15 protein-coding genes are annotated in these 17,866 nt (G+C 58.3%); 7 read left to right on the top strand and 8 right to left on the bottom strand.

Annotated elements, in window-relative coordinates:
• The first annotated feature begins 5 nt into the window (after positions 1-5).
• The 3 genes from GWR55_RS05850 to GWR55_RS05840 all read left to right on the top strand — a co-directional run bounded on the left by GWR55_RS05850 (position 6) and on the right by GWR55_RS05840 (position 5,756).
• Positions 6-1,187: an acetyl-CoA C-acyltransferase gene (locus tag GWR55_RS05850; RefSeq protein ID WP_162401423.1), complete on the top strand. Its 1,182-nt coding sequence runs from the start codon at positions 6-8 to the stop codon at positions 1,185-1,187.
• A 22-nt stretch (positions 1,188-1,209) separates the two neighbouring features.
• Positions 1,210-3,018, top strand: a complete 1,809-nt coding sequence (locus GWR55_RS05845; protein ID WP_162401422.1) for an acyl-CoA dehydrogenase family protein — start codon at positions 1,210-1,212, stop codon at positions 3,016-3,018.
• A 284-nt stretch (positions 3,019-3,302) separates the two neighbouring features.
• Positions 3,303-5,756, top strand: coding sequence for a protease pro-enzyme activation domain-containing protein (locus GWR55_RS05840; RefSeq protein WP_162401421.1), 2,454 nt, complete (start codon positions 3,303-3,305; stop codon positions 5,754-5,756).
• Between the two features lie 76 nt (positions 5,757-5,832).
• Here GWR55_RS05840 and ppk1 read toward each other — a convergent pair whose 3' ends face one another.
• Entirely contained in the window at positions 5,833-8,004 is a 2,172-nt protein-coding gene (ppk1, locus tag GWR55_RS05835; protein ID WP_162401420.1) for a polyphosphate kinase 1, read from the bottom strand.
• Between the two features lie 55 nt (positions 8,005-8,059).
• On the opposite strand from ppk1, the gene GWR55_RS05830 reads away from it, so the two are divergent.
• The 3 genes from GWR55_RS05830 (at position 8,060) to GWR55_RS05820 (ending at position 9,728) form a co-directional block, all read left to right on the top strand.
• Positions 8,060-8,716, top strand: coding sequence for an RNA polymerase sigma factor (locus GWR55_RS05830; protein ID WP_238398669.1), 657 nt, complete (start codon positions 8,060-8,062; stop codon positions 8,714-8,716).
• Between the two features lie 32 nt (positions 8,717-8,748).
• Positions 8,749-9,087, top strand: coding sequence for a hypothetical protein (locus GWR55_RS05825; RefSeq protein WP_202925586.1), 339 nt, complete (start codon positions 8,749-8,751; stop codon positions 9,085-9,087).
• A 320-nt stretch (positions 9,088-9,407) separates the two neighbouring features.
• On the top strand, positions 9,408-9,728 hold the full coding sequence (locus tag GWR55_RS05820) for a hypothetical protein (protein ID WP_162401419.1): 321 nt from the start codon (positions 9,408-9,410) through the stop codon (positions 9,726-9,728).
• Positions 9,729-9,783: 55 nt separating this feature from the next.
• On the opposite strand, the gene GWR55_RS05815 is transcribed toward GWR55_RS05820, so the two are convergent.
• From GWR55_RS05815 to GWR55_RS05795, 5 genes are all read right to left on the bottom strand, one after another.
• The gene (locus tag GWR55_RS05815; RefSeq protein ID WP_162401418.1) at positions 9,784-10,734 is read right to left on the bottom strand and encodes a COX15/CtaA family protein; all 951 of its coding nucleotides are present in this window, start codon (positions 10,732-10,734) and stop codon (positions 9,784-9,786) included.
• Positions 10,735-10,799: 65 nt separating this feature from the next.
• On the bottom strand, positions 10,800-11,654 hold the full coding sequence (proC, locus tag GWR55_RS05810) for a pyrroline-5-carboxylate reductase (RefSeq protein ID WP_162401417.1): 855 nt from the start codon (positions 11,652-11,654) through the stop codon (positions 10,800-10,802).
• A 27-nt stretch (positions 11,655-11,681) separates the two neighbouring features.
• On the bottom strand, positions 11,682-13,520 hold the full coding sequence (locus GWR55_RS05805) for a DUF885 family protein (RefSeq protein WP_238398668.1): 1,839 nt from the start codon (positions 13,518-13,520) through the stop codon (positions 11,682-11,684).
• Positions 13,521-13,562: 42 nt separating this feature from the next.
• Positions 13,563-14,522 (bottom strand): sigma-54 dependent transcriptional regulator, encoded by a 960-nt coding sequence (locus GWR55_RS05800; RefSeq protein ID WP_162401416.1) that lies wholly within the window; start codon positions 14,520-14,522, stop codon positions 13,563-13,565.
• Between the two features lie 105 nt (positions 14,523-14,627).
• Positions 14,628-15,053: a BrxA/BrxB family bacilliredoxin gene (locus GWR55_RS05795; RefSeq protein ID WP_162401415.1), complete on the bottom strand. Its 426-nt coding sequence runs from the start codon at positions 15,051-15,053 to the stop codon at positions 14,628-14,630.
• Positions 15,054-15,193: 140 nt separating this feature from the next.
• Here GWR55_RS05795 and GWR55_RS05790 point away from each other — a divergent pair, with 140 nt between their 5' ends.
• A complete protein-coding gene (locus tag GWR55_RS05790; RefSeq protein WP_162401414.1) occupies positions 15,194-16,249 on the top strand; it encodes a UDP-N-acetylmuramate dehydrogenase in 1,056 nt (351 codons plus the stop codon).
• 125 nt (positions 16,250-16,374) lie between these two features.
• On the opposite strand, the gene GWR55_RS05785 is transcribed toward GWR55_RS05790, so the two are convergent.
• Positions 16,375-17,145 carry an ATP-binding cassette domain-containing protein gene (locus GWR55_RS05785; RefSeq protein ID WP_238398667.1) on the bottom strand — a complete coding sequence of 257 codons (771 nt, stop codon included), beginning with the start codon at positions 17,143-17,145 and terminating at the stop codon, positions 16,375-16,377.
• Complete coding sequence (modB, locus tag GWR55_RS05780) at positions 17,135-17,821, bottom strand: molybdate ABC transporter permease subunit (RefSeq protein WP_162401413.1); 687 nt, start codon at positions 17,819-17,821, stop codon at positions 17,135-17,137. The genes GWR55_RS05785 and modB overlap by 11 nt, the downstream gene beginning before the upstream one ends.
• Positions 17,822-17,866: the final 45 nt, after the last annotated feature.

Below are 17,866 nucleotides of genomic sequence, written 5' to 3'. Positions count from 1 at the left end.
CCTGCATGAAGGACGTCGTTATCGCCTCAGCTGTTCGCACTCCCGTCGGGAAGGCTCCGCGAGGAACGCTCCGCACCACGCGTCCGGATGATCTGGCGGCCTTTGCCATCATGGGGGCACTGGAACGGCTGCCGCAGCTAGACCGATCGGAGATCGAGGATGTCATTCTTGGCTGCGCCATGCCGGAGGCGGAGCAGGGAATGAACGTTGCCCGCGTTGCCAGCTTTCGCGCAGGACTGCCGGTGACGGTCTCCGCGATGACCGTCAATCGCTACTGTGCCTCTGGCCTTCAGTCCATCGCTCTTGCGGCAGATCGCATCCGAGGCGGGGCGGCAGACGTCATTGTCGCCGGGGGAACGGAGAGCATGTCCTACGTTCCTTTTGGCGGAAACAAGATCTCGATGAACCCGTGGCTGGTGGATCATTATCCCGGCTCGTACATGTCCATGGGTCTGACGGCGGAGCGCGTCGCGATCCACTACGGCATCACACGCGAGGCCATGGATGCATTCTCCTACCAGAGCCATCAAAAGGCATTGGCCGCCATCCAGAGCGGTAAGTTTGAGGATGAGATCGTTCCTGTTACGGTCACACACACCGCGCTGAATGAAAAGGGAAAGGCGGAGACGAGCGAGTCTACTTTCACGACCGATGAAGGTCCCCGCTCCGATACCTCGCTGGAAGCGCTTGCAAAACTGAAGCCTGTCTTTCACGCCAAAGGCACGATCACTGCGGGAAACTCCTCGCAGACCTCCGACGGCGCGGCTGCTGCGGTGGTAATGTCTTCGGAACGGGCGGCACAGCTTGGCATCAAGCCATTGGCGAGGTTTGTGGCGTTCGCCTACGCCGGTTGCGATCCTGAAGAGATGGGAGCGGGGCCGGTCTATGCGATTCCGAAGGCGCTGAAGCTGGCTGGACTGTCGCTCGATCAGATCGACGTGATCGAGCTGAACGAGGCTTTCGCCGCACAGTCGCTGGCGGTCATCAAGATCCTGGGGCTCAACCCTGAAAAGATCAATCCCAATGGAGGCGCGATTGCGCTTGGGCATCCTCTGGGTTGCACCGGAGCGAAGTTGACAGCGACACTGCTGCGGCATATGCCTCGGAGAAACGCGAAGTACGGCATGGTGACGATGTGCGTTGGCGGGGGCATGGGAGCTGCGGGTATCTTCGAGACTCTTCCATAGCGTTTACGACAGGGGTAAAACGATGGCGACACTTGTTTCAGCTACGACCGGCAAAAAACTTATCCCAGGCGGTAGCTTTCTCATCTCCAATCCCGCTCCTTCAGACTGCTTTTTTCCTGAAGACTTCACAGAGGAGCAGCGGCAGATCGCACAGACGACGGCGGAGTTCGCCGCGAACGAGATCGTTCCCGTCTCCGATGCCATCGAAGCCAAGGATTTTTCAGTAACGAGGAGGCTGATCAAGGAGGCCAGCGAACTCGGCCTTACCTCGGTCGATATCCCTGAAGAGTATGGTGGGCTGGAGATGGACAAGGTGACCTCGGCCATCGTTGCGGAGAATATTGCGAAGCAGGGCAGCTTCTCGGTCGCTTTCTCGGCTCACGTCGGCATAGGAACCCTGCCCATCGTTTGGTACGGCACACCGGAGCAGAAGAAGCGATATTTGCCAAAGCTGGCGAGTGGCGAGTTCATCGGGGCCTATGCGCTTTCGGAGTCCACCTCCGGTTCAGACGCATTGAGCGCACGTGCCCTGGCCGTGCTCTCGGAAGATGGCCAGACCTACACGCTGAACGGCGAAAAGATGTGGATCACCAATGCAGGATTCGCCGACCTGTTCACTGTATTTGCCCGATGCAAAGTGGCAGAGGGCAAGGATGCCGGAAAAGAACGGCTCACGGCATTCCTGGTTGAGCGCGGAACGCCTGGACTGACCATCGGCAAGGAGGAACACAAGCTGGGCATCCGCGGCAGCTCGACCTGTCCCCTTATTCTGACGGATTGCAAGGTACCTGCGGCGAATCTCCTCGGAGAGGTCGGCAAAGGGCATCATATCGCCTTCAATATTCTGAATATCGGACGCTACAAGCTGGGCAATGCCGCAATAGGCGCGGCTAAAACGACAATTGGATATGGCATTCGGTATGCGAAGGAACGCAAGGCCTTCGGCAAAGCGATCGCGGAGTTTGGGCTGATTCAGGAGAAGCTGGCCAATGCCGCAGTGGGAATCTTTATCGGCGAAGCGCTCTCTTACCGCACCGTCGGCATGATCGACGCTGCGCTCGAGGGGATCGATCAGCAGGATGCCGTCGCGATCCAGAAGGCGATTGAAGACTACGCCGTCGAATGCTCGATCGTGAAGGTGTGGGACTCCGAGATGCTGGATCAGGTCGTCGACGATCTCGTGCAGATCTATGGAGGGTACGGGTACGTCGAGGAGTATCCAGCCGAGAGGGCTTACCGGGACTCCCGCATCAACCGCATCTTTGAAGGGACGAACGAGATCAATCGCCTGATTATCACGGGCTGGCTGATGAAGTCCGCCATGTCAGGCAAGCTGGCGCTGATGCCAGCCATCAAGCAGCTCATGGACGATGTGATGGCCGGGCCGGGAGAGCGGGAAGAGCGCGAAGGATCTCTGGCCGATGCGTATGCGCTGCTTGAAAGCGCGAAGAAGCTGACCTTGTTCGCGGCCGGGGCTGCGACGCAGAGGTACATGCAGGATCTCTCGGAGCAGCAGGAGGTCATGGCGGCGATTGCCGATATGGTGATCGATCTCTATGCAATGGAGTCGGGGGTGCTGCGGGCAGACAAGATGGCCGGGAAGGGAAGCGCGGTTATTGCCACGGCCATGGCGCGAATCTACTGCGAAACCGCGATGGACCGGATGGAGGTTTCCGGACGGCGCATCATCGCCGCTGTCGCCGAAGGAGATATGCTGCGGACCCAGCTCACCATTCTGCGGCGTCTCACAAAACACGACCCCGCCGATGCCATTGCACTGCGCCGCCAGGTCGCTGAGCATGTCATTCAAGCTGGCCGCTATTCCCTTTGATCCCGTTTTTTACCAGATTGGGAAAGCTCCCAAGCCTTGTGCACCGCCAGATTGCGGTCTCTACCTCATACTGTGAGCAGATGGCAGCGACAAAATAGTCGCCGCCGGTGCGTCCTATTTTGTTTCAGGCCGTCTATTAGATCGGATAAGCTCAGGTATACCGAAACATTTTCTGCGCTTTTGGTTTATAGGAGGAAACGTTCCTCCAAGCCGGGTGCTTCATCAGGGCCTTACCTGCCTCCACAAAGGCATGTGCTGTACTAACGCAAGGTTGTTGAACAGAAATGTCGATCCGTAACCGTCTGCGCCGTCCCCATCTTCTGGTTCCCGTTCTCGCAGTACTCGGGTCTCTCGTTTCCTTTGCGCATGCTGCGCCACAGAATCGCATCAGCCGGCAGATCACGGATTCGGATCGCGCTTCTGTGCGGGAGACCGTTCCTGTCCGGGCACGACTCTCTGCCGATCTCGGTGAGGCCGCCGATCAGCAGCTTCCGGCCGTAAGTCTGTACTTCAACATGACAGACGCAGAACAGGCTGACCTGACGCAGCTGCTGCAGGATCAGCAAAACCCGGCCTCACCCCACTATCATCAGTGGCTTACGCCTCAGCAGTACGGCGCCCGGTTCGGCCTGACGGATGCCGATCTCCAGAAGGTGCAGGCATGGCTGACGTCCAGGGGGATGAAGATCGTTGAGGTCGCGCCCAGTCGGAATTACGTGACGGTCAGCGGGAGTTTCCGTCAGGTCGAGGCTGCGTTCAGGACCAGCATCCATTCCGTATCGTTCCAGGGGCAACGACACTTCTCGAACCTCTCCGATCCGCAGCTTCCGACACCGATCGCCAGCCTGGTTACCGCGATTACTGGCCTGAATGACTTCAAGCCTCGTGCGCACTCCATCGCAAAGGCGCATTTCACCTCGGCTACCTCGGGCGCGCACTTTATGGCGCCGGGCGACTTCTACGCCATCTACGATGTAAATCCGTTGCTGACGCAGGGATTCGACGGGAGTGGGATAACCATCGCGATTGTAGGGCAGACCGATATCAGCCTGTCCGACGTGGCAGCTTTCCGCAGCGCGGCTGGACTACCGGCCAAGGCCCCTCAAGTAACCCAGGCTACCGGATATGTAGCCGGTAAGGTCTCAGGCGACCTTGATGAAGCTCAACTTGACGTTGAGTGGGCTGGCGCCGTCGCACCGAATGCGACCGTCAACTTTGTAACGGTAGGGGCCAGCAACTCTGCCTCAGTAGTCAACGCTCTTTCGTTTGCCATTACGAACAACCTCGCTCCTATCATCTCCATGAGTTATGGAAACTATGAAGATGCATGGGGGCAATCGAATATCGATGCCATCAACCAGATGCTTCAGCAGGCCAACGCGCAGGGGATGACTGTGATTGTCGCCTCCGGGGATTCTGGTGCGACGGATCATGATACTGCTCCGCCGGCGAAGAATGGTCTAGCCGTGGATTTTCCCGGTAGTTCGCCCTATGCCACTTCGGCAGGCGGAACCATGTTCAATGAGGGCTCGGCTACGGGTGGTACTTCCTATTGGAATTCCGCTTCGGGTACCGACAACGTGAGTTCGGCCAAAGGCTACATCCCTGAGGCGGTCTGGAATGAGTCGAGTTCCAGCGGTCTCAGCTCGGGCGGCGGTGGAGTGAGTCGTTACAATACAAAACCTGCATGGCAGCAGGGGCTTACTCCCGATGACGGTTATCGAGACGTTCCTGATATCTCCTTGAATGCAGCGTCCAACCATGATGGTTATCTGTTCTGCTCTCAGGGGTCCTGCGTCAACGGCTTCCGAACATCAACGGGCACTCTCAACGTCGTAGGAGGAACCTCGGCAGTCTCTCCGACATTGGCCGGTATCTTCGCTCTGCTGCAACAGAAACTTGGAGGAGGAACTGCAGCACGACTGGGCAATATCAATCCCATGATCTACGCCCTGGGCTCCAGCCAGTATTACGGGAATGTCTTCCATGACATCACCACCGGTAATAACAATAGTGCCTGCCAGGCAGGAACGACCGACTGTCCCAACGGCGGTTCTATCGGATACAGCGCCAGTGCGGGATATGATCTGGCCACGGGATGGGGCTCGATAGACGTTGCGGAACTTGTAAACAAGTGGGGGCTGGTTTCTCCAGTAACAGCAGGAACTAATCCGGATTTCACCTTGACGCCCACATCGACCTCGATCTCCTTAAATGCAGGTGCAACTTCTGAAGCAATTCCGCTATCAGTAACCTCCACCAATAATTTCAATGGGCCGATAACCTTTGGAGTCAGTGCTGATCCCTCGATCGCGGCAACATTCTCTTTTTCGACGACAACAGTCAATGTCTCCGCTGGCTCGTCAGCCCAGACTACTTTGATCATCACGGCGGCGAAAACTTCCGCCAGTGCCAAAGTCGAAAAAGATATCCCCACACATCTTTACTGGTATGCCGGATCTACCGCTTCTCTTGCCGGTGTATTTTTCCTGTTCGGGCCTCGTCGGAGGCGGTTGAGTGCCTGGCTGGTTATCACGCTGATGATTGGTGTAAGCACTATTTCCGGGTGTGGAGGTGGAAGCTCCGGGATCTCAGGTAATACGAGTGGGAATTCGGGTAATTCAGGAAACACGACAACTACGGTAAACGCAACACCGGGCACTTATACTCTCTATGTGAGCGCAGCAGGAGGAAATGGTATCGTCCATACCTCGACTGTCACCTTGACGATCAAGTAACGGACTAAAAGATGAAGGCCATTCCAGTGCTTCTGCTGGAATGGCCTTTTCTATTTGGTCTGGACTGGAAAGCCTCTTAATCTCCAGCGAGTTTCCTGATCGGAACCTTTTCTTCAGTGGTCTCGGCCAGGCTCATCAGGTAATCCTGGGCCGAAAATGAGGTGCTGCCCTTTGGTGCCCGAACGTATTCTCCGTTGGACTGCAGCAGGCGGGCCTTCGTGTTGTCATCCAGATAGGCCTTCAGAATCTCGTCGCGCAGGCGCTTCTTCAGGTCAGGCTGGGTGACGGGGAAGACGACCTCGCAGCGTTCGACCAGGTTGCGGGGCATCCAGTCGGCGCTGCCGCAGTAGATCTCGTCTTCGCCACCGTTGGCAAAGGAGAAGATGCGGCTGTGCTCCAGGAAACGCCCTACGATGCTCCGGACGCGAATTTTTTCGCTGAGCCCCTTGATCCCCGGCCGCAGCGAGCACATGCCGCGCACGATCAGGTCGATCTCCACGCCAGCCTGGGAGGCCTCATAGAGCGCTTCGATCGTCCGGCGATCGAGCAGGCCGTTCATCTTGGCGATGATGGCTGCTGGCTTACCCGCCTTTGCATGCCCGGCTTCTCGCTCAATCAAAGCAACAAGACGGTCGGCCAGTGTAATGGGTGCGACCAGCAGGGGGTCGTAGTTGGTCATCTCGGTCTCGGCGGTCAGATAGTTGAAGACCTTCTGAATGGCTGCCGTCAGCTCGATCCGCGATGTCAGCAGGCTAATGTCGGTGTAGAAACGCGCCGTTACCGGGTTGTAGTTGCCTGTGCCGAGATGGGCATATCGCCGTACCACTCCATCTGGATCGCGGCGGACCAGCAGAGCCAGTTTGCAATGCGTCTTATAGCCATAGATGCCGTGATAGACGCCTACGCCGGCGTCTTCCAGTTCGCGCGCCCAGCGGATGTTCGAGTCTTCGTCGAAGCGCGCCATCAGCTCCACCACGACGGTTACGTCCTTGCTTTGCGCCGCTTCGATCAGAGCGCGGAAGATGGGGGAGTCCTTGCTCGTCCGATAAAGCGTCTGCTTCATCGAGATCACATTCAGGTCCATCGCGGCTGCTTCGATAAAGCTTTCGACTGCCGAGTACGAATCGAACGGGTGGTGCAACATGGCGTCCCGTTTTCTCAGCTCGTCAAAGATATCCGTGGACTTGCTGCTGAGCCGGAACTCTTTGCCTGCGAATGGAACAAACTTAAGCGCAGGCTTCTTGATCTCGGAGTATAGATTCATCAGCCGCGATAGATTCACCGGGCCATCGGTGCGAAATACCTGCCAGGGGTCAAGCTCGAAGTTGGTCCGCAGCCGCTCGATCATCTCTTCCGGCGCGCTGTTCTCAATCTCAAGCCGTACTGCAGCTCCTTTGCGGCGGTTGTGCAGCTCTGTTCGCACGCTCTCAAGAATCGATCGCGACTCTTCCTCCTGCATGTACAGGTTACTGTTGCGGGTTACGCGAAAGGCGGCGCGTGCCAGCACCTCATAGCCACGAAACATCTTCTCGGCCTGGGACTCGATCAACTCATGCAGCATGATGAAGTCCACGAACCCATCTTCGCTCGGCAGGGAAATCAGGCGCGGCAACGACCTCGGCACTGTGACCACTCCCAAGGCTGCAGGTACGTTTCGAGTACCGGCCTGCCGACGTTTGTGACGCAGTAGCAAGCCCACGCAAAGGGCCTTGTTAAGCACGCGGGGAAAGGGGTGCGAAGGATCGATGGTGACGGGGGTCAGCAACGGATCGACTTCTTCGGCATAGAACTGCAGGGCACGAGCGCGCGCCTTTTCGTCCAGGTCCTCCCAACGAAGAACGCGGATCTTCTCCTTCTGCAGGGCTGGCAGCAGAAGAGCCGTCCAGCACTGATATTGCGCCTCGACAAACTGTACGATGCGCTCGCTGAGCCGGTCCAGTCGCTCCTGAGGAGTGAGACCGCCTTCGTCCGGAAGAGCAGGCTGACTGTAGCCGTCTTCGATGCGCTGCAGCGTTCCGGCGACCCGGATCTCGAAGAATTCGTCCAGGTTGCTCGCTGTGATGGCCAGGAATTTGACCCGTTCCAACAGTGGATTGTCCGAGTCCTCGGCCTCCTCCAGAACGCGTTGATTGAACTTCATCCATGACTCGTCGCGATCCAGAAACCTGTCTTCCGCAACCGGGCCATGAGCGAACTTCTGAGATGGAATATCTGTCTTAGGTTTCGCGCTTTTCTTTCCAGCAGTCATATGAGGTCTATGAGATTACCGCACCTTCTCTCTCTGAATGTGAAGAATCCGGCAAATGTTGCTTTTCGAAAATATCTCGCATTCCGGCACAATAAATCAGGGCCCTGAAGCGTCTTTGCAGCAGATGACGTTAAGCCACATGGACGGTTGGGACGTACCTGAGCAGGATCGGCTCTTTTCAGAGGCGATGGAGCGGGATCGTTCGCGCCTACGCGGTTTCATCCGCCGTTATGTGGCTGACTCCGGAGAAGCCGAAGATATCCTTCAGGACGTCTTCTTCGAGCTGCTTGAGGCCTACCGGATGATGAAACCGATCGAGCATGTGACCGGGTGGCTCTTTCGCGTGGCGCGCAATCGGATTGTGGATCTGTTCCGCCGGCGGCGCACGCAATCCCTCAGTGATTGCACTGTCTCTGACGGGGAGGACCCTCCTGTTGCGCTGGAAGACCTCTTGCCCTCGGCTGGGGACGGACCCGACGCCGCTTATGCTCGCAAAGTGCTTCTTGAAGCATTGGAGGATGCGATCGAGGAACTTCCGGCCGAGCAGCGTGAGATCTTTGTCGCCCATGAGGTTTTAGGAACAAGCTTCAAGGAATATGCCGCTGAGACCGGCATCGGCATCAACACACTGCTCTCACGCAAGCGATATGCCGTCCAACATCTGCGGCATCGTTTGGAGAGTATTTATGAAGATTTCGGAGGCGGTGCATGAGCTTCGCCCTGAGATGTGAGAAGGAGAACGATATGCATTCGCATAAGCTCGAAAAGATCTGCAAGGGCCTGTTGTTCGCCGTTGTTGCAGGAACTGCGTTGGGATTTCTCGTGAAGGGGCTCTGGAACGTGCTGATGCCTCCGATCTTTGGCTGGCATGCGATTACCTTCTGGCAGGCTGTCGGCTTGTTCCTGTTAGCCAGGATTCTCTTTGGCGGGTTTCATCGTCGTGGCGGTGGTCAGCGGTGGCGTGGCCGGATGAAGGAGCGCCTCGAACAGATGACCCCTGAGGAACGTATGCGTTTTCGGCAGGGCATTCGATGCGGTTGGAGGCCAGCCGGTTCAGCCGCGGACAACGAAGCACATTCGTAAGCTGTGTTCCTTGATGGAGATATACCTGATGACATACGAAGAGCGCCAGGAATCTGTTGCTGATCCTCCAACAAGCCCAGAGGCTCGAAATCACCTGTCACTGCCTGAGTCCTTCCAGACTCGCATTGCAGCGCTGGAGACAGAAAACCTCAGGCTGCAGCGCCTGGTGTCGGAATTGCTTCTCAAAAACCAGCTTCTTCGAGAGGCGCCAGGCTCCAATTAACCGATGCCAAAAATCCGCTCTAGCGCTTCAAATCGCGTCCGTCTATAGTGCTACCAGACCACCCCTTTAAAGCAGGGTATGGCAGGAGAATGAAACGATGAAGATCGCTAAATTTGGAATGATCACCCTCACGCTTGCAACGTGTTTTTCTCTCACTGCATTCGCTCAGGACGCATCGCAGGACATGAAGAAGGCTGGTCATGAGACCAAGTCCGCCGCGCAGGATACTGCTCATGGTGTCACTAAGGGTACGAAGAAGGTCTATCACAAGACCAAGAACGGAACCGAGAAAGCCTACGACAAGACCGCGGACGGAACGGAAAAGGCCTACGACAAGACCAAATCGGGCACAAAGAAGGCCTACCACAAAACCAAGGATGGAACGGAGAAGGCTGCCGACAAAGTTACCGGGAAGTAGGAATCCAGAATCTAAATTAATGAGAGAGGGGCCTTCTGCAGATGGTCCCTCTGCTTTATGCAGCGCTCAAGGCCCGCCGACTGGCGGGCCATATCGTATCCCCTACCAAGGCCACCAGTGCGATCCAGTAAATGTCTGCCACGAGCAGATGCACGATCTGCATCCAGGTAGGAGCCAGCGTAAGAACATCCACGATCCCAAGAAGGATCTGCAGGGCTAGAAGCGCAACTACGGTTCCGCTGAGCTTCGACCGGACGCGCAGAGCAAGCCAGAGAACGCAGCAGAGACCCACCAAAGCCGATGCCGGATGGATCCAGCGCATTCGTACCAACAATGGAGCGGAGGTGGCAAAATCCGCTGCAAGAGCCTCGCGCAGAGATGGAGAAGGGAAGAGGGTGTCGGCCAATGCGGCGACGGCTCCTGTCGCCCCTACGACGATGGTCGAGATCGCGGCGATCCATGCTGGCCACACTAAAGTGCCTTCTGCACGTGTCTTGCTGCTCGTATGATCGCGCCGGCTGATCCACCACGCGGTCACACCCAGTGCCGCCAGCAGCAGCATGGTGTTGGTGAAGTGGATCGACTGCATGATGACGCGTGCGGCCGAGATATTGTGGTCGACCCAGCCACCCAGAACGAGTGCTGCTCCAAGCAAGGCTTCCGTAACCAGGAAGAAGACCGAGGCGATTGCGCTCTTCCGGGCCCGATCCCCGGCAGTTGTCGCGCGGAAGACCCACACCGCCAGTGCAACAATCAGAACCGTACATATGCCGCTCATGGAGCGGTGAGTAAATTCGATGATGGTTGCCAGGCGGGGATGATGTGGGACGAAATCTCCGTTGCAAAGCGGCCAGGCTTTTCCGCATCCGGCTCCTGATCCGGTGGCGCGAACGACTGCTCCCCACAGGACGACGAGGATGTTATACCCCACCACGACCCACGCGAACGCCCCCAGCAGACGCGAAGGCTGCCGTACCGGAACCGCAGAGGTCGATGCTGTCGCCATGGCTCTATTCTACGATCCCGGCAGCGATTACAGCGCGCTGCCGGATACCGCACAAAGCTGCACGATCAGCCGTTGGCCAGCTCGCGCGCACGCTGGGTCGCCCTCTTGACGGCCTTGATCAGGGTTACGCGCAAGCCGCCTTCTTCAAGCTCCAGGATGCCGTCTACCGTACACCCTGCAGGCGTAGTCACCGCGTCCTTCAGCAGCGCCGGGTGATAACCGGTCTCGAGCACCATGCGCGCAGAACCCAGCGTAGTCTGTGCTGCGAGGAGTGTCGCTATATCCCGGGGCAGACCCACGTTTACGCCCGCTTCGGCCAGGGCCTCGATGATGATGTAGAGGAACGCCGGCCCAGAGCCGGAGAGCCCGGTCACTGCATCCATGTGCTTCTCGTCCACGACGACGGTACGGCCTACCGTCTGGAAGATTCGCTGGGCGATGTCCATCTGCTCCTCGGTGACGAACCTGCCTCCACAGAGCGCCGTGACGCCTGCGGCCAGCATGGCCGGAGTGTTGGGCATGGCGCGAATGGCGGCAAGCTCGCATCCTGCGGCGTCTTCGATGCTCCGCGTCTTTACGGAAGCCGCAATGGAGATCACCACCTTTTGCGGGGACAACGCCGGACGAATCTCTTCGATCAGAGCGGGCACCTGCACGGGCTTTACCCCCAGCAGGATAACGTCGGCCTGACTGGCCGCGGCAAGATTGTCAGTCGTCATCTCGATGCCATACTGCACCGAGAGAGCTTGCGCCCGTTCCGGATGATGCACCGTGGCAAAGATCTGGTCGGGACCCAGCAGGTTGTTCTTCAGAAAAGCCTGCAGAAGGATGCCGCCCATCTTGCCGGTGCCCAGGATTGCCACACGAAGGTTAGGCATCGCCGGGGTCGGCGCTATCGCTTCATACGTTTCTTCGCTCATCTCAAAAGGCTACCAGACATGCATCCTTTACTTTTGTTTGGATGCGATCCACGCATCGACCTGCTTCTCCAGCATATCCATCGGGAGCGCGCCGGAATCGAGCACAACGTCGTGGAACTGCCGGATATCAAATTTCGGTCCCAGAGCCTGCTGGGCCTTCTGCCGCAGCTCCAGGAACTTCAGCTGTCCCATCTTGTAGCCCAGGGCTTGCCCCGGCCATGCGATATAGCGGTCGACCTCTGCCTGCACGTTGGGTTCATCGATCGACGAATGTTCGTGGAAGTAGTCCACCATCTGCTGCCTGGTCCAGTGCTGCGAGTGAACTCCGGTGTCGACCACCAGGCGAATCGCCCGCCAGATGTCGGCCTCCAGACGGCCATAGTCGCTGTATGGATCCTGGTAGAAACCGACGTCCTTGCCCAGTCGCTCACTGTAGAGGCCCCAGCCTTCGGTGTAGGCCGTAAAGTACTCCTGCTTGCGGAACTCGGGCAACCCGGTCAGCTCCTGCGCGATCGAGATTTGCAGGTGATGCCCTGGAATGCCTTCGTGGTAGGAGACCGCCTCTACGGGCGCCAGCGACCTTTCAGCAAAGTTGTAAGTATTCACATATACCCGTCCGGGGCGCTTGCCGTCCTGACTGCCCGGATTGTAGTAGGCCGCGGCCTGGTCCTTCTCAATGTACGCCGGGACGGGAAGTACCTCGAGCTTTGCCTTGGGTAGCGTTCCGAACAATTCAGGCAACTTCGGCTCCATCTTTGCGATATAGCCCTTGTAGTCGTCCAGCAAAGCTTCTTTGGAGACAGGATGCAGCTTGGGATTCGTCTTCATCGCTGCGCTGAAGCTCTTGATGTCCTGAAAACCGAGTTTTTTGACGATGGCCAGCATCTCGGCCTCGTCCCGCTTGACCTCATCCAGGCCGATCTGGTGGATCTCCGCCGGAGTCTTGTCCTCGGTCGTGCTCTGGCGGACCCGGAAGGCGTAGTAGGCATCCCCATCCGGCAGAGCCCAGACTCCGGGATCCTTACGTCCTGCAGGAACATACTGGGCCTTCAGAAACCTCGCGAAACGCGAATAGGACGGAAGCACGTTTGTGGAGATGGCCTCCAGCATCTCATCGCTGATCCGCTTGCGGTCTGCCGCGCTGATGCTGGCCGGGAATTTCTTGAGCGGCTCAGCGAAAGGGCTGTCAGCCGGTTTCTGTGAGGCAATCGCCTCGGTCTGGGTGACCACCTTCTCCAAGAGGTAAGCGGGAGGAACCCGCTTTTCATCCATCCCAAGCTGCATGTTGGTCATGTTCTGCGAAAAGACGGTGGGAACCTTCTTGAGACGAGTAATGTAGTCGTCGTAATCCTTAACGGTGTCGAAGGAGAGGCTGCTGACCAGTTGCACCATGTCCGTGTGGAAGCCGGTGAACTGATTGACGGGCATCTCCCATTCCTTAAAGCCTGCGCCTTCCTGGACATCGGTCAGGTCGCGGATCATCAGATCGCGCGACAGGATCTCCTGCGGCTTCAGACCAGTTACATCAATCGCAGCCAGACGGTCCAGGAAGACGCGTCCGCGCTCCAGCGAGGCGTTGACTTCCTTCACCGAATAGTCAGTCCACTGATCGTTGTATCGCTTGTCTCCCAGGAAGGAGGCATATTCAGGAGAGTGCTTCAGACGGTCCTGCCATATGTCATTCAGCAGCGCAGACAGCGTTTTGCTTCTCTCTTCCACGGTCTGGGGGCCGCGCTCCGGAGCCATCGTCGGAGGTCCCAGCGGACCATCCTGTGCTTTTGCGATTCCAGCGGCAAATCCAATACACGCCACCGCCAGAACAGCAGCAGCTGCCAGACGCGTCCTGAGCAGTTCAGACCTCTTCATAGACACCTCAACCTTCAAGGGTCAGTGTATCGTGCGAAGGGATTAGGTCTGGCGTGTGTTGGCCTCGAAGGCGCGGGTGTCCAGCATCCGGTAAAGGGTAGAGCGACTGATCCCAAGCACCTCCGCGGCGCGCACCTTGTTGCCGGAACATTCCTGGAGCACCCGCAGAACGTGCCGGTCGACGACGTCCTGCAGGCGCAGTGGCTCGACGGTTCTTGTGGTGTCCCATCTCTCAAAAGCCTTCTCCCCGGTCATAAAACACAATAGATGTCCTGGAAGAAGCATCCTGCCTTCACATTGGAGTACGCCATTGTGCAAAACGTTCTCAAGCTCGCGGACATTGCCCGGCCAGGGATGGTTCAGCATCATCTTCATCGCTTCGGGGGCGATCGCATCGATCGGTTTGCAATAACGTTGCGCGAATCGGCCTAGAAAAAGACCAGCGAGTTCGGGGATATCTTCCACCCGACTGCGCAGCGGCTCCAGTACGATCTCCACGGTCGAGAGCCCGCTGTAGAGGTCATGACGAAACAGTCCTGCGGTAGCCATGACGCGAAGGTCCTGCCGCGATGCCGCAATCGTGCGCAGACTATTTTCCTGGGTAAGCGCCGCGTGCAGATTCTTCTGCGCGCGCGGAGACATCTCATCCACGCGGTCCAGAAAGACCGTGCCCTGTTTTGCGGCTCGAACAAACAGGGAAGAGGCACGTGTGGCATCGTGCTCGCTGCCATCCAGCCGGGAACCGCTCCAGACGCTAAAGGAAGCCTGCGCTCGGCGGCTTGAGGCATGGAGTGCTCGCGCCACCAGGTGCTTGCCTGTACCGGTTTCGCCTCGCAGCAGCACGGTGCGAAAGTGCGGCCCGATCCGTTCGATCTGCAGGCGCAGGCGCTGCATCGCGGCGCTCCCGCCGGCAAGAATATAGGTCGGTCCGGCGTTCGGGGATTCGTTGGCGGTCTCGAATGCTCCGCAAGCATCAGCCGGATAGGCGCCTTGGATGGTCATGTTACTTCCATCTATCGGCGTGTTTCGCTCTGCGATGAGTCTCAAAAACACGAAAGCCGGGGACTGGATAGAAACCCGATCCCCGGCTTCTTGAAAATGAGTAACTTACGCTGTAGCGGCAGCGCAGTAGGTATCGAATGCCCGGGTAAGCTCCTGTGCGATCGCCGGTGCCGTCGAGGTCTCGATGGCCGAGCGCTGCATCAGGTACACCAGCTGACCGTCGCGCAGAATCGCGATGGCGGGCGAGGTGGGCGGATGTCCGCCGAAGTAGCTGCGGGCGCGCTCGGTGGCGTCCCGGTCCTGTCCCGCGAAGACTGTGATCAGCTGATCAGGCTTGGTCGTGTGCTGAAGCGCCAGGCGGACGCCGGGCCGCATCTTGCCGGCTGCGCACCCGCAGATCGAGTTCACCACAACCATCGTGGTTCCGGGCTTGGCGAGCGCCGCGTCCACCTCATCGGCAGAGCGAACCTCCTGTACTCCCGCGCGGGACAACTCCTCGCGCATCGGAATCACCATAATCTCTGGATACATAAAAGCTCCCCCTTGAAAGATCGGCAACCTTGAAGTCCGGTCCGTCCTTCGATCCTGTCTCCATTGTACCGGTGTATCGGAAGCTGCGTCATCACCTGTCCGCCTTCGCCTTTTGGCTGGTCTGATATACCCTCAAACCCGTGCACCAGAACACCCTTGCTATCCAGCAGAATGTTTCGCTTGCCCCGTTTACGACCCTTCGCATCGGAGGTCCGGCCCTCTACTTTGCGGAGATCCGGACGGAAGACGATCTCCTGGATGCCATCGCATTTGCCCGGAAAAACGGTCTTCCGATCTTCGTTCTGGGCGGTGGGAGCAACCTGCTGGTATCTGATGCAGGCTTCGAAGGCCTTGTTCTCCATATGGCTCTCAACGATGCGGTTACATCGGTCCATGATGGCGGCTTGGTCGAATACACGGTCCCGGCCGGAGCCGACTGGAACTCCTTCGTCCTCTCGGTCTGTCAGGAGGGAATCAGTGGCATCGAGTGTCTCGCGGGAATCCCCGGCACCGTCGGCGGAACTCCGGTCCAGAACGTCGGCGCGTACGGCCAGGAGGTTGCGGAAACGATAACCTCGGTCCGTGCACTCGATCTTGAGGCTACTACCTTCATCACGCTTGGAAGAGAAGCCTGCGGATTCGCCTACCGGCACAGTATCTTCAACACGACAGACCGTGGCCGCTATATCGTCACTGCGGTCACTTTTCGTTTCGATCTGGCCCGCAGGCCCAGCCTGACTTACGCCGACCTGACCCGCCACTTCGGCCACAGCGAGCCAACACCGCTCGAGATCTATCACGCGGTGCGCGAGATTCGGCACAGTAAGGGGATGCTGATCATCGAAGGCGAGCCGGACAGCCGCAGCGCTGGCTCCTTCTTCAAAAATCCCATCGTTACACCTGAGATATTCCAATACGTAGCTTCCACTGCGGGGCTTTCACCGGATCAGATTCCTCACTGGCCCGCCGAAGGCGGCCGCATCAAACTCGCCGCGGCGTGGCTGCTGGAGCGCGCAGGCTTCGTCAAAGGCTACGCCATGGGAAAAGCCGGAATCTCTTCTCGCCACACGCTCGCGCTGATCAACCGCGGCAATGCTACCGCTGCCGATATCTTCGCTCTGCGAAATACAATTCAGCAAACGGTGAAGACCCGCTTTTCCATCGAGCTCGAGCAGGAGCCAGTCCAACTCGGTTGAACTTTCGATTTTGCATCCTGTCTTCACCGACGTCATTCTGAGCGGAGCGAAGAATCGCTGTATTTTTTATCGCGTCACAAATCTGTCAGGGCAGCAACTCAGGTCAGCTGTACCAGGGCTTCCGATCACCCAGCGCGAAGTCGCGCCAGCAACCGCCGCCGTTCCTCAGCGAGCACCTGCTCCACCGGCCCCTGGTCGACCACCTGCCCTTCCGCAAGTCGGATAACCGAGGCATCCAGCAGATAACACTCGGCCGGATCGTGAGAGACCGAGAGTACCGAAATCTTCCACTTTCTCAGCCACTCGCGCAGCATCATCACCAGTTCATCCCGCAAGATCGCGTCCAGACCCGCAAAGGGCTCATCCAGCAGAAGCAGCGGCTTGTCAGTTCCGTCGTAAGCAATCGTCGCGGCAATCGCACGCGCGACGGATACTCTCTGCCGTTCTCCTCCGCTCAGCTTCTCGGTTCTGCGTTTCGCAAGGGTGGCCAGCCGCATCTTCTCCAGCACCTCCTGGAGAACCTGCTGCTCATCCGCCGGATGTGAACGCCACTGCATCCCGTAGGCCACATTCTCCGCGACGGTCATGTTCTGGAATAACTTCGCCGCCTGTGCCGCCACCCGGATCGGTCTCAGATGAACTGGCACGAACACGCGATTCTGCGTATCGGTCAACACGCGATCCATCGGCCCATGGACAATCCGCCCCTCATCCGGCCTTACAAACCCGGCAATCGCCCGCAACACCGTGGTTTTGCCACTGCCGGAAGGCCCAAAGAGCACCGTCCACGGCTCGGTGAGACGAAAGGCCACGTCGAGCGAGACCCCGCCTACACGATGTTTCAGGTTTACGCTGAGCAGCCTTTGGAACTGGTTATCGGGTTGGTTATCGGACAAGGTCAGCCTGCCTTCCCCGGCTGCGACGCATCCCCGGCAGCAGGTAGATCACCAGCAGAGCCGCCATCGCGAATATAACCAGCGCCAGCGCCGTCCTGTTTGCGGCGGCATAGTTGCTGTCCTCCACCAGGTCGTACAGCGAGATCGAAAGCGTCCGCGTCGCACCTGGAATATTTCCTCCCAGCATCAGGACCACGCCGAACTCGCCCACCGTATGGGTGAACGCCAGCACCGTGCTGGTAAGCAGCGACGAACGCGCCATGGGAAGCACGACCGAGAAGAACACGCGCGCCGGAGAGGCCCCCAGACCGGCGGCCGCCTCGATGTACCCGGCATCGACGGACTCGAACCCGGCGACCAACGGCTGCACGGCAAACGGCAGGCTGTACAGCACCGATCCGATCAGCAGTCCCTCAAAGCTGAAGGCGAGCGGGTGACCAAAGAGTCGGATCAGCAGCCGGCCCGGCGATGTCAGCGGTCCCATGGCGATCAGAAGGTAAAAGCCCAGCACCGTCGGAGGAAGCACCAGCGGCAGAGCTACGACAGCCTGCGCCAGCGCACGAGCGACACCACGCCCCGATGCGATCCACCAGGCCAGCGGCAGGGCGATCAGGAGCAGAATCAGTGTGGTGGCGGCTGCCAGCCGCAGTGTCAGCGAGAGGGCCTCAAGGTCCATACAGCGCAAGTCTACACAGGGCATTCTCTGTAAAGATCTGGAAGT

Origin of the sequence: Edaphobacter sp. 12200R-103, from assembly GCF_010093025.1 — a bacterium.
GTDB lineage: Bacteria > Acidobacteriota > Terriglobia > Terriglobales > Acidobacteriaceae > Edaphobacter.
The sequence above is the reverse complement of the archived record's forward strand: the minus strand, read 5'-3'. Positions and strand labels throughout refer to the sequence as shown.

Bases quoted from the DNA above. Each gene is read 5' to 3' on its own strand.
- GWR55_RS05850 (WP_162401423.1), top strand. From the start codon at position 6: ATGAAGGACGTCGTTATCGCCTCAGCTGTTCGCACTCCCGTCGGGAAG.
- GWR55_RS05845 (WP_162401422.1), top strand. From the start codon at position 1,210: ATGGCGACACTTGTTTCAGCTACGACCGGCAAAAAACTTATCCCAGGC.
- GWR55_RS05840 (WP_162401421.1), top strand. From the start codon at position 3,303: ATGTCGATCCGTAACCGTCTGCGCCGTCCCCATCTTCTGGTTCCCGTT.
- ppk1 (WP_162401420.1), bottom strand. From the start codon at position 8,004: ATGACTGCTGGAAAGAAAAGCGCGAAACCTAAGACAGATATTCCATCT.
- GWR55_RS05830 (WP_238398669.1), top strand. From the start codon at position 8,060: ATGTTGCTTTTCGAAAATATCTCGCATTCCGGCACAATAAATCAGGGC.
- GWR55_RS05825 (WP_202925586.1), top strand. From the start codon at position 8,749: ATGCATTCGCATAAGCTCGAAAAGATCTGCAAGGGCCTGTTGTTCGCC.
- GWR55_RS05820 (WP_162401419.1), top strand. From the start codon at position 9,408: ATGAAGATCGCTAAATTTGGAATGATCACCCTCACGCTTGCAACGTGT.
- GWR55_RS05815 (WP_162401418.1), bottom strand. From the start codon at position 10,734: ATGGCGACAGCATCGACCTCTGCGGTTCCGGTACGGCAGCCTTCGCGT.
- proC (WP_162401417.1), bottom strand. From the start codon at position 11,654: ATGAGCGAAGAAACGTATGAAGCGATAGCGCCGACCCCGGCGATGCCT.
- GWR55_RS05805 (WP_238398668.1), bottom strand. From the start codon at position 13,520: ATGAAGAGGTCTGAACTGCTCAGGACGCGTCTGGCAGCTGCTGCTGTT.
- GWR55_RS05800 (WP_162401416.1), bottom strand. From the start codon at position 14,522: ATGACCATCCAAGGCGCCTATCCGGCTGATGCTTGCGGAGCATTCGAG.
- GWR55_RS05795 (WP_162401415.1), bottom strand. From the start codon at position 15,053: ATGTATCCAGAGATTATGGTGATTCCGATGCGCGAGGAGTTGTCCCGC.
- modB (WP_162401413.1), bottom strand. From the start codon at position 17,821: ATGGACCTTGAGGCCCTCTCGCTGACACTGCGGCTGGCAGCCGCCACC.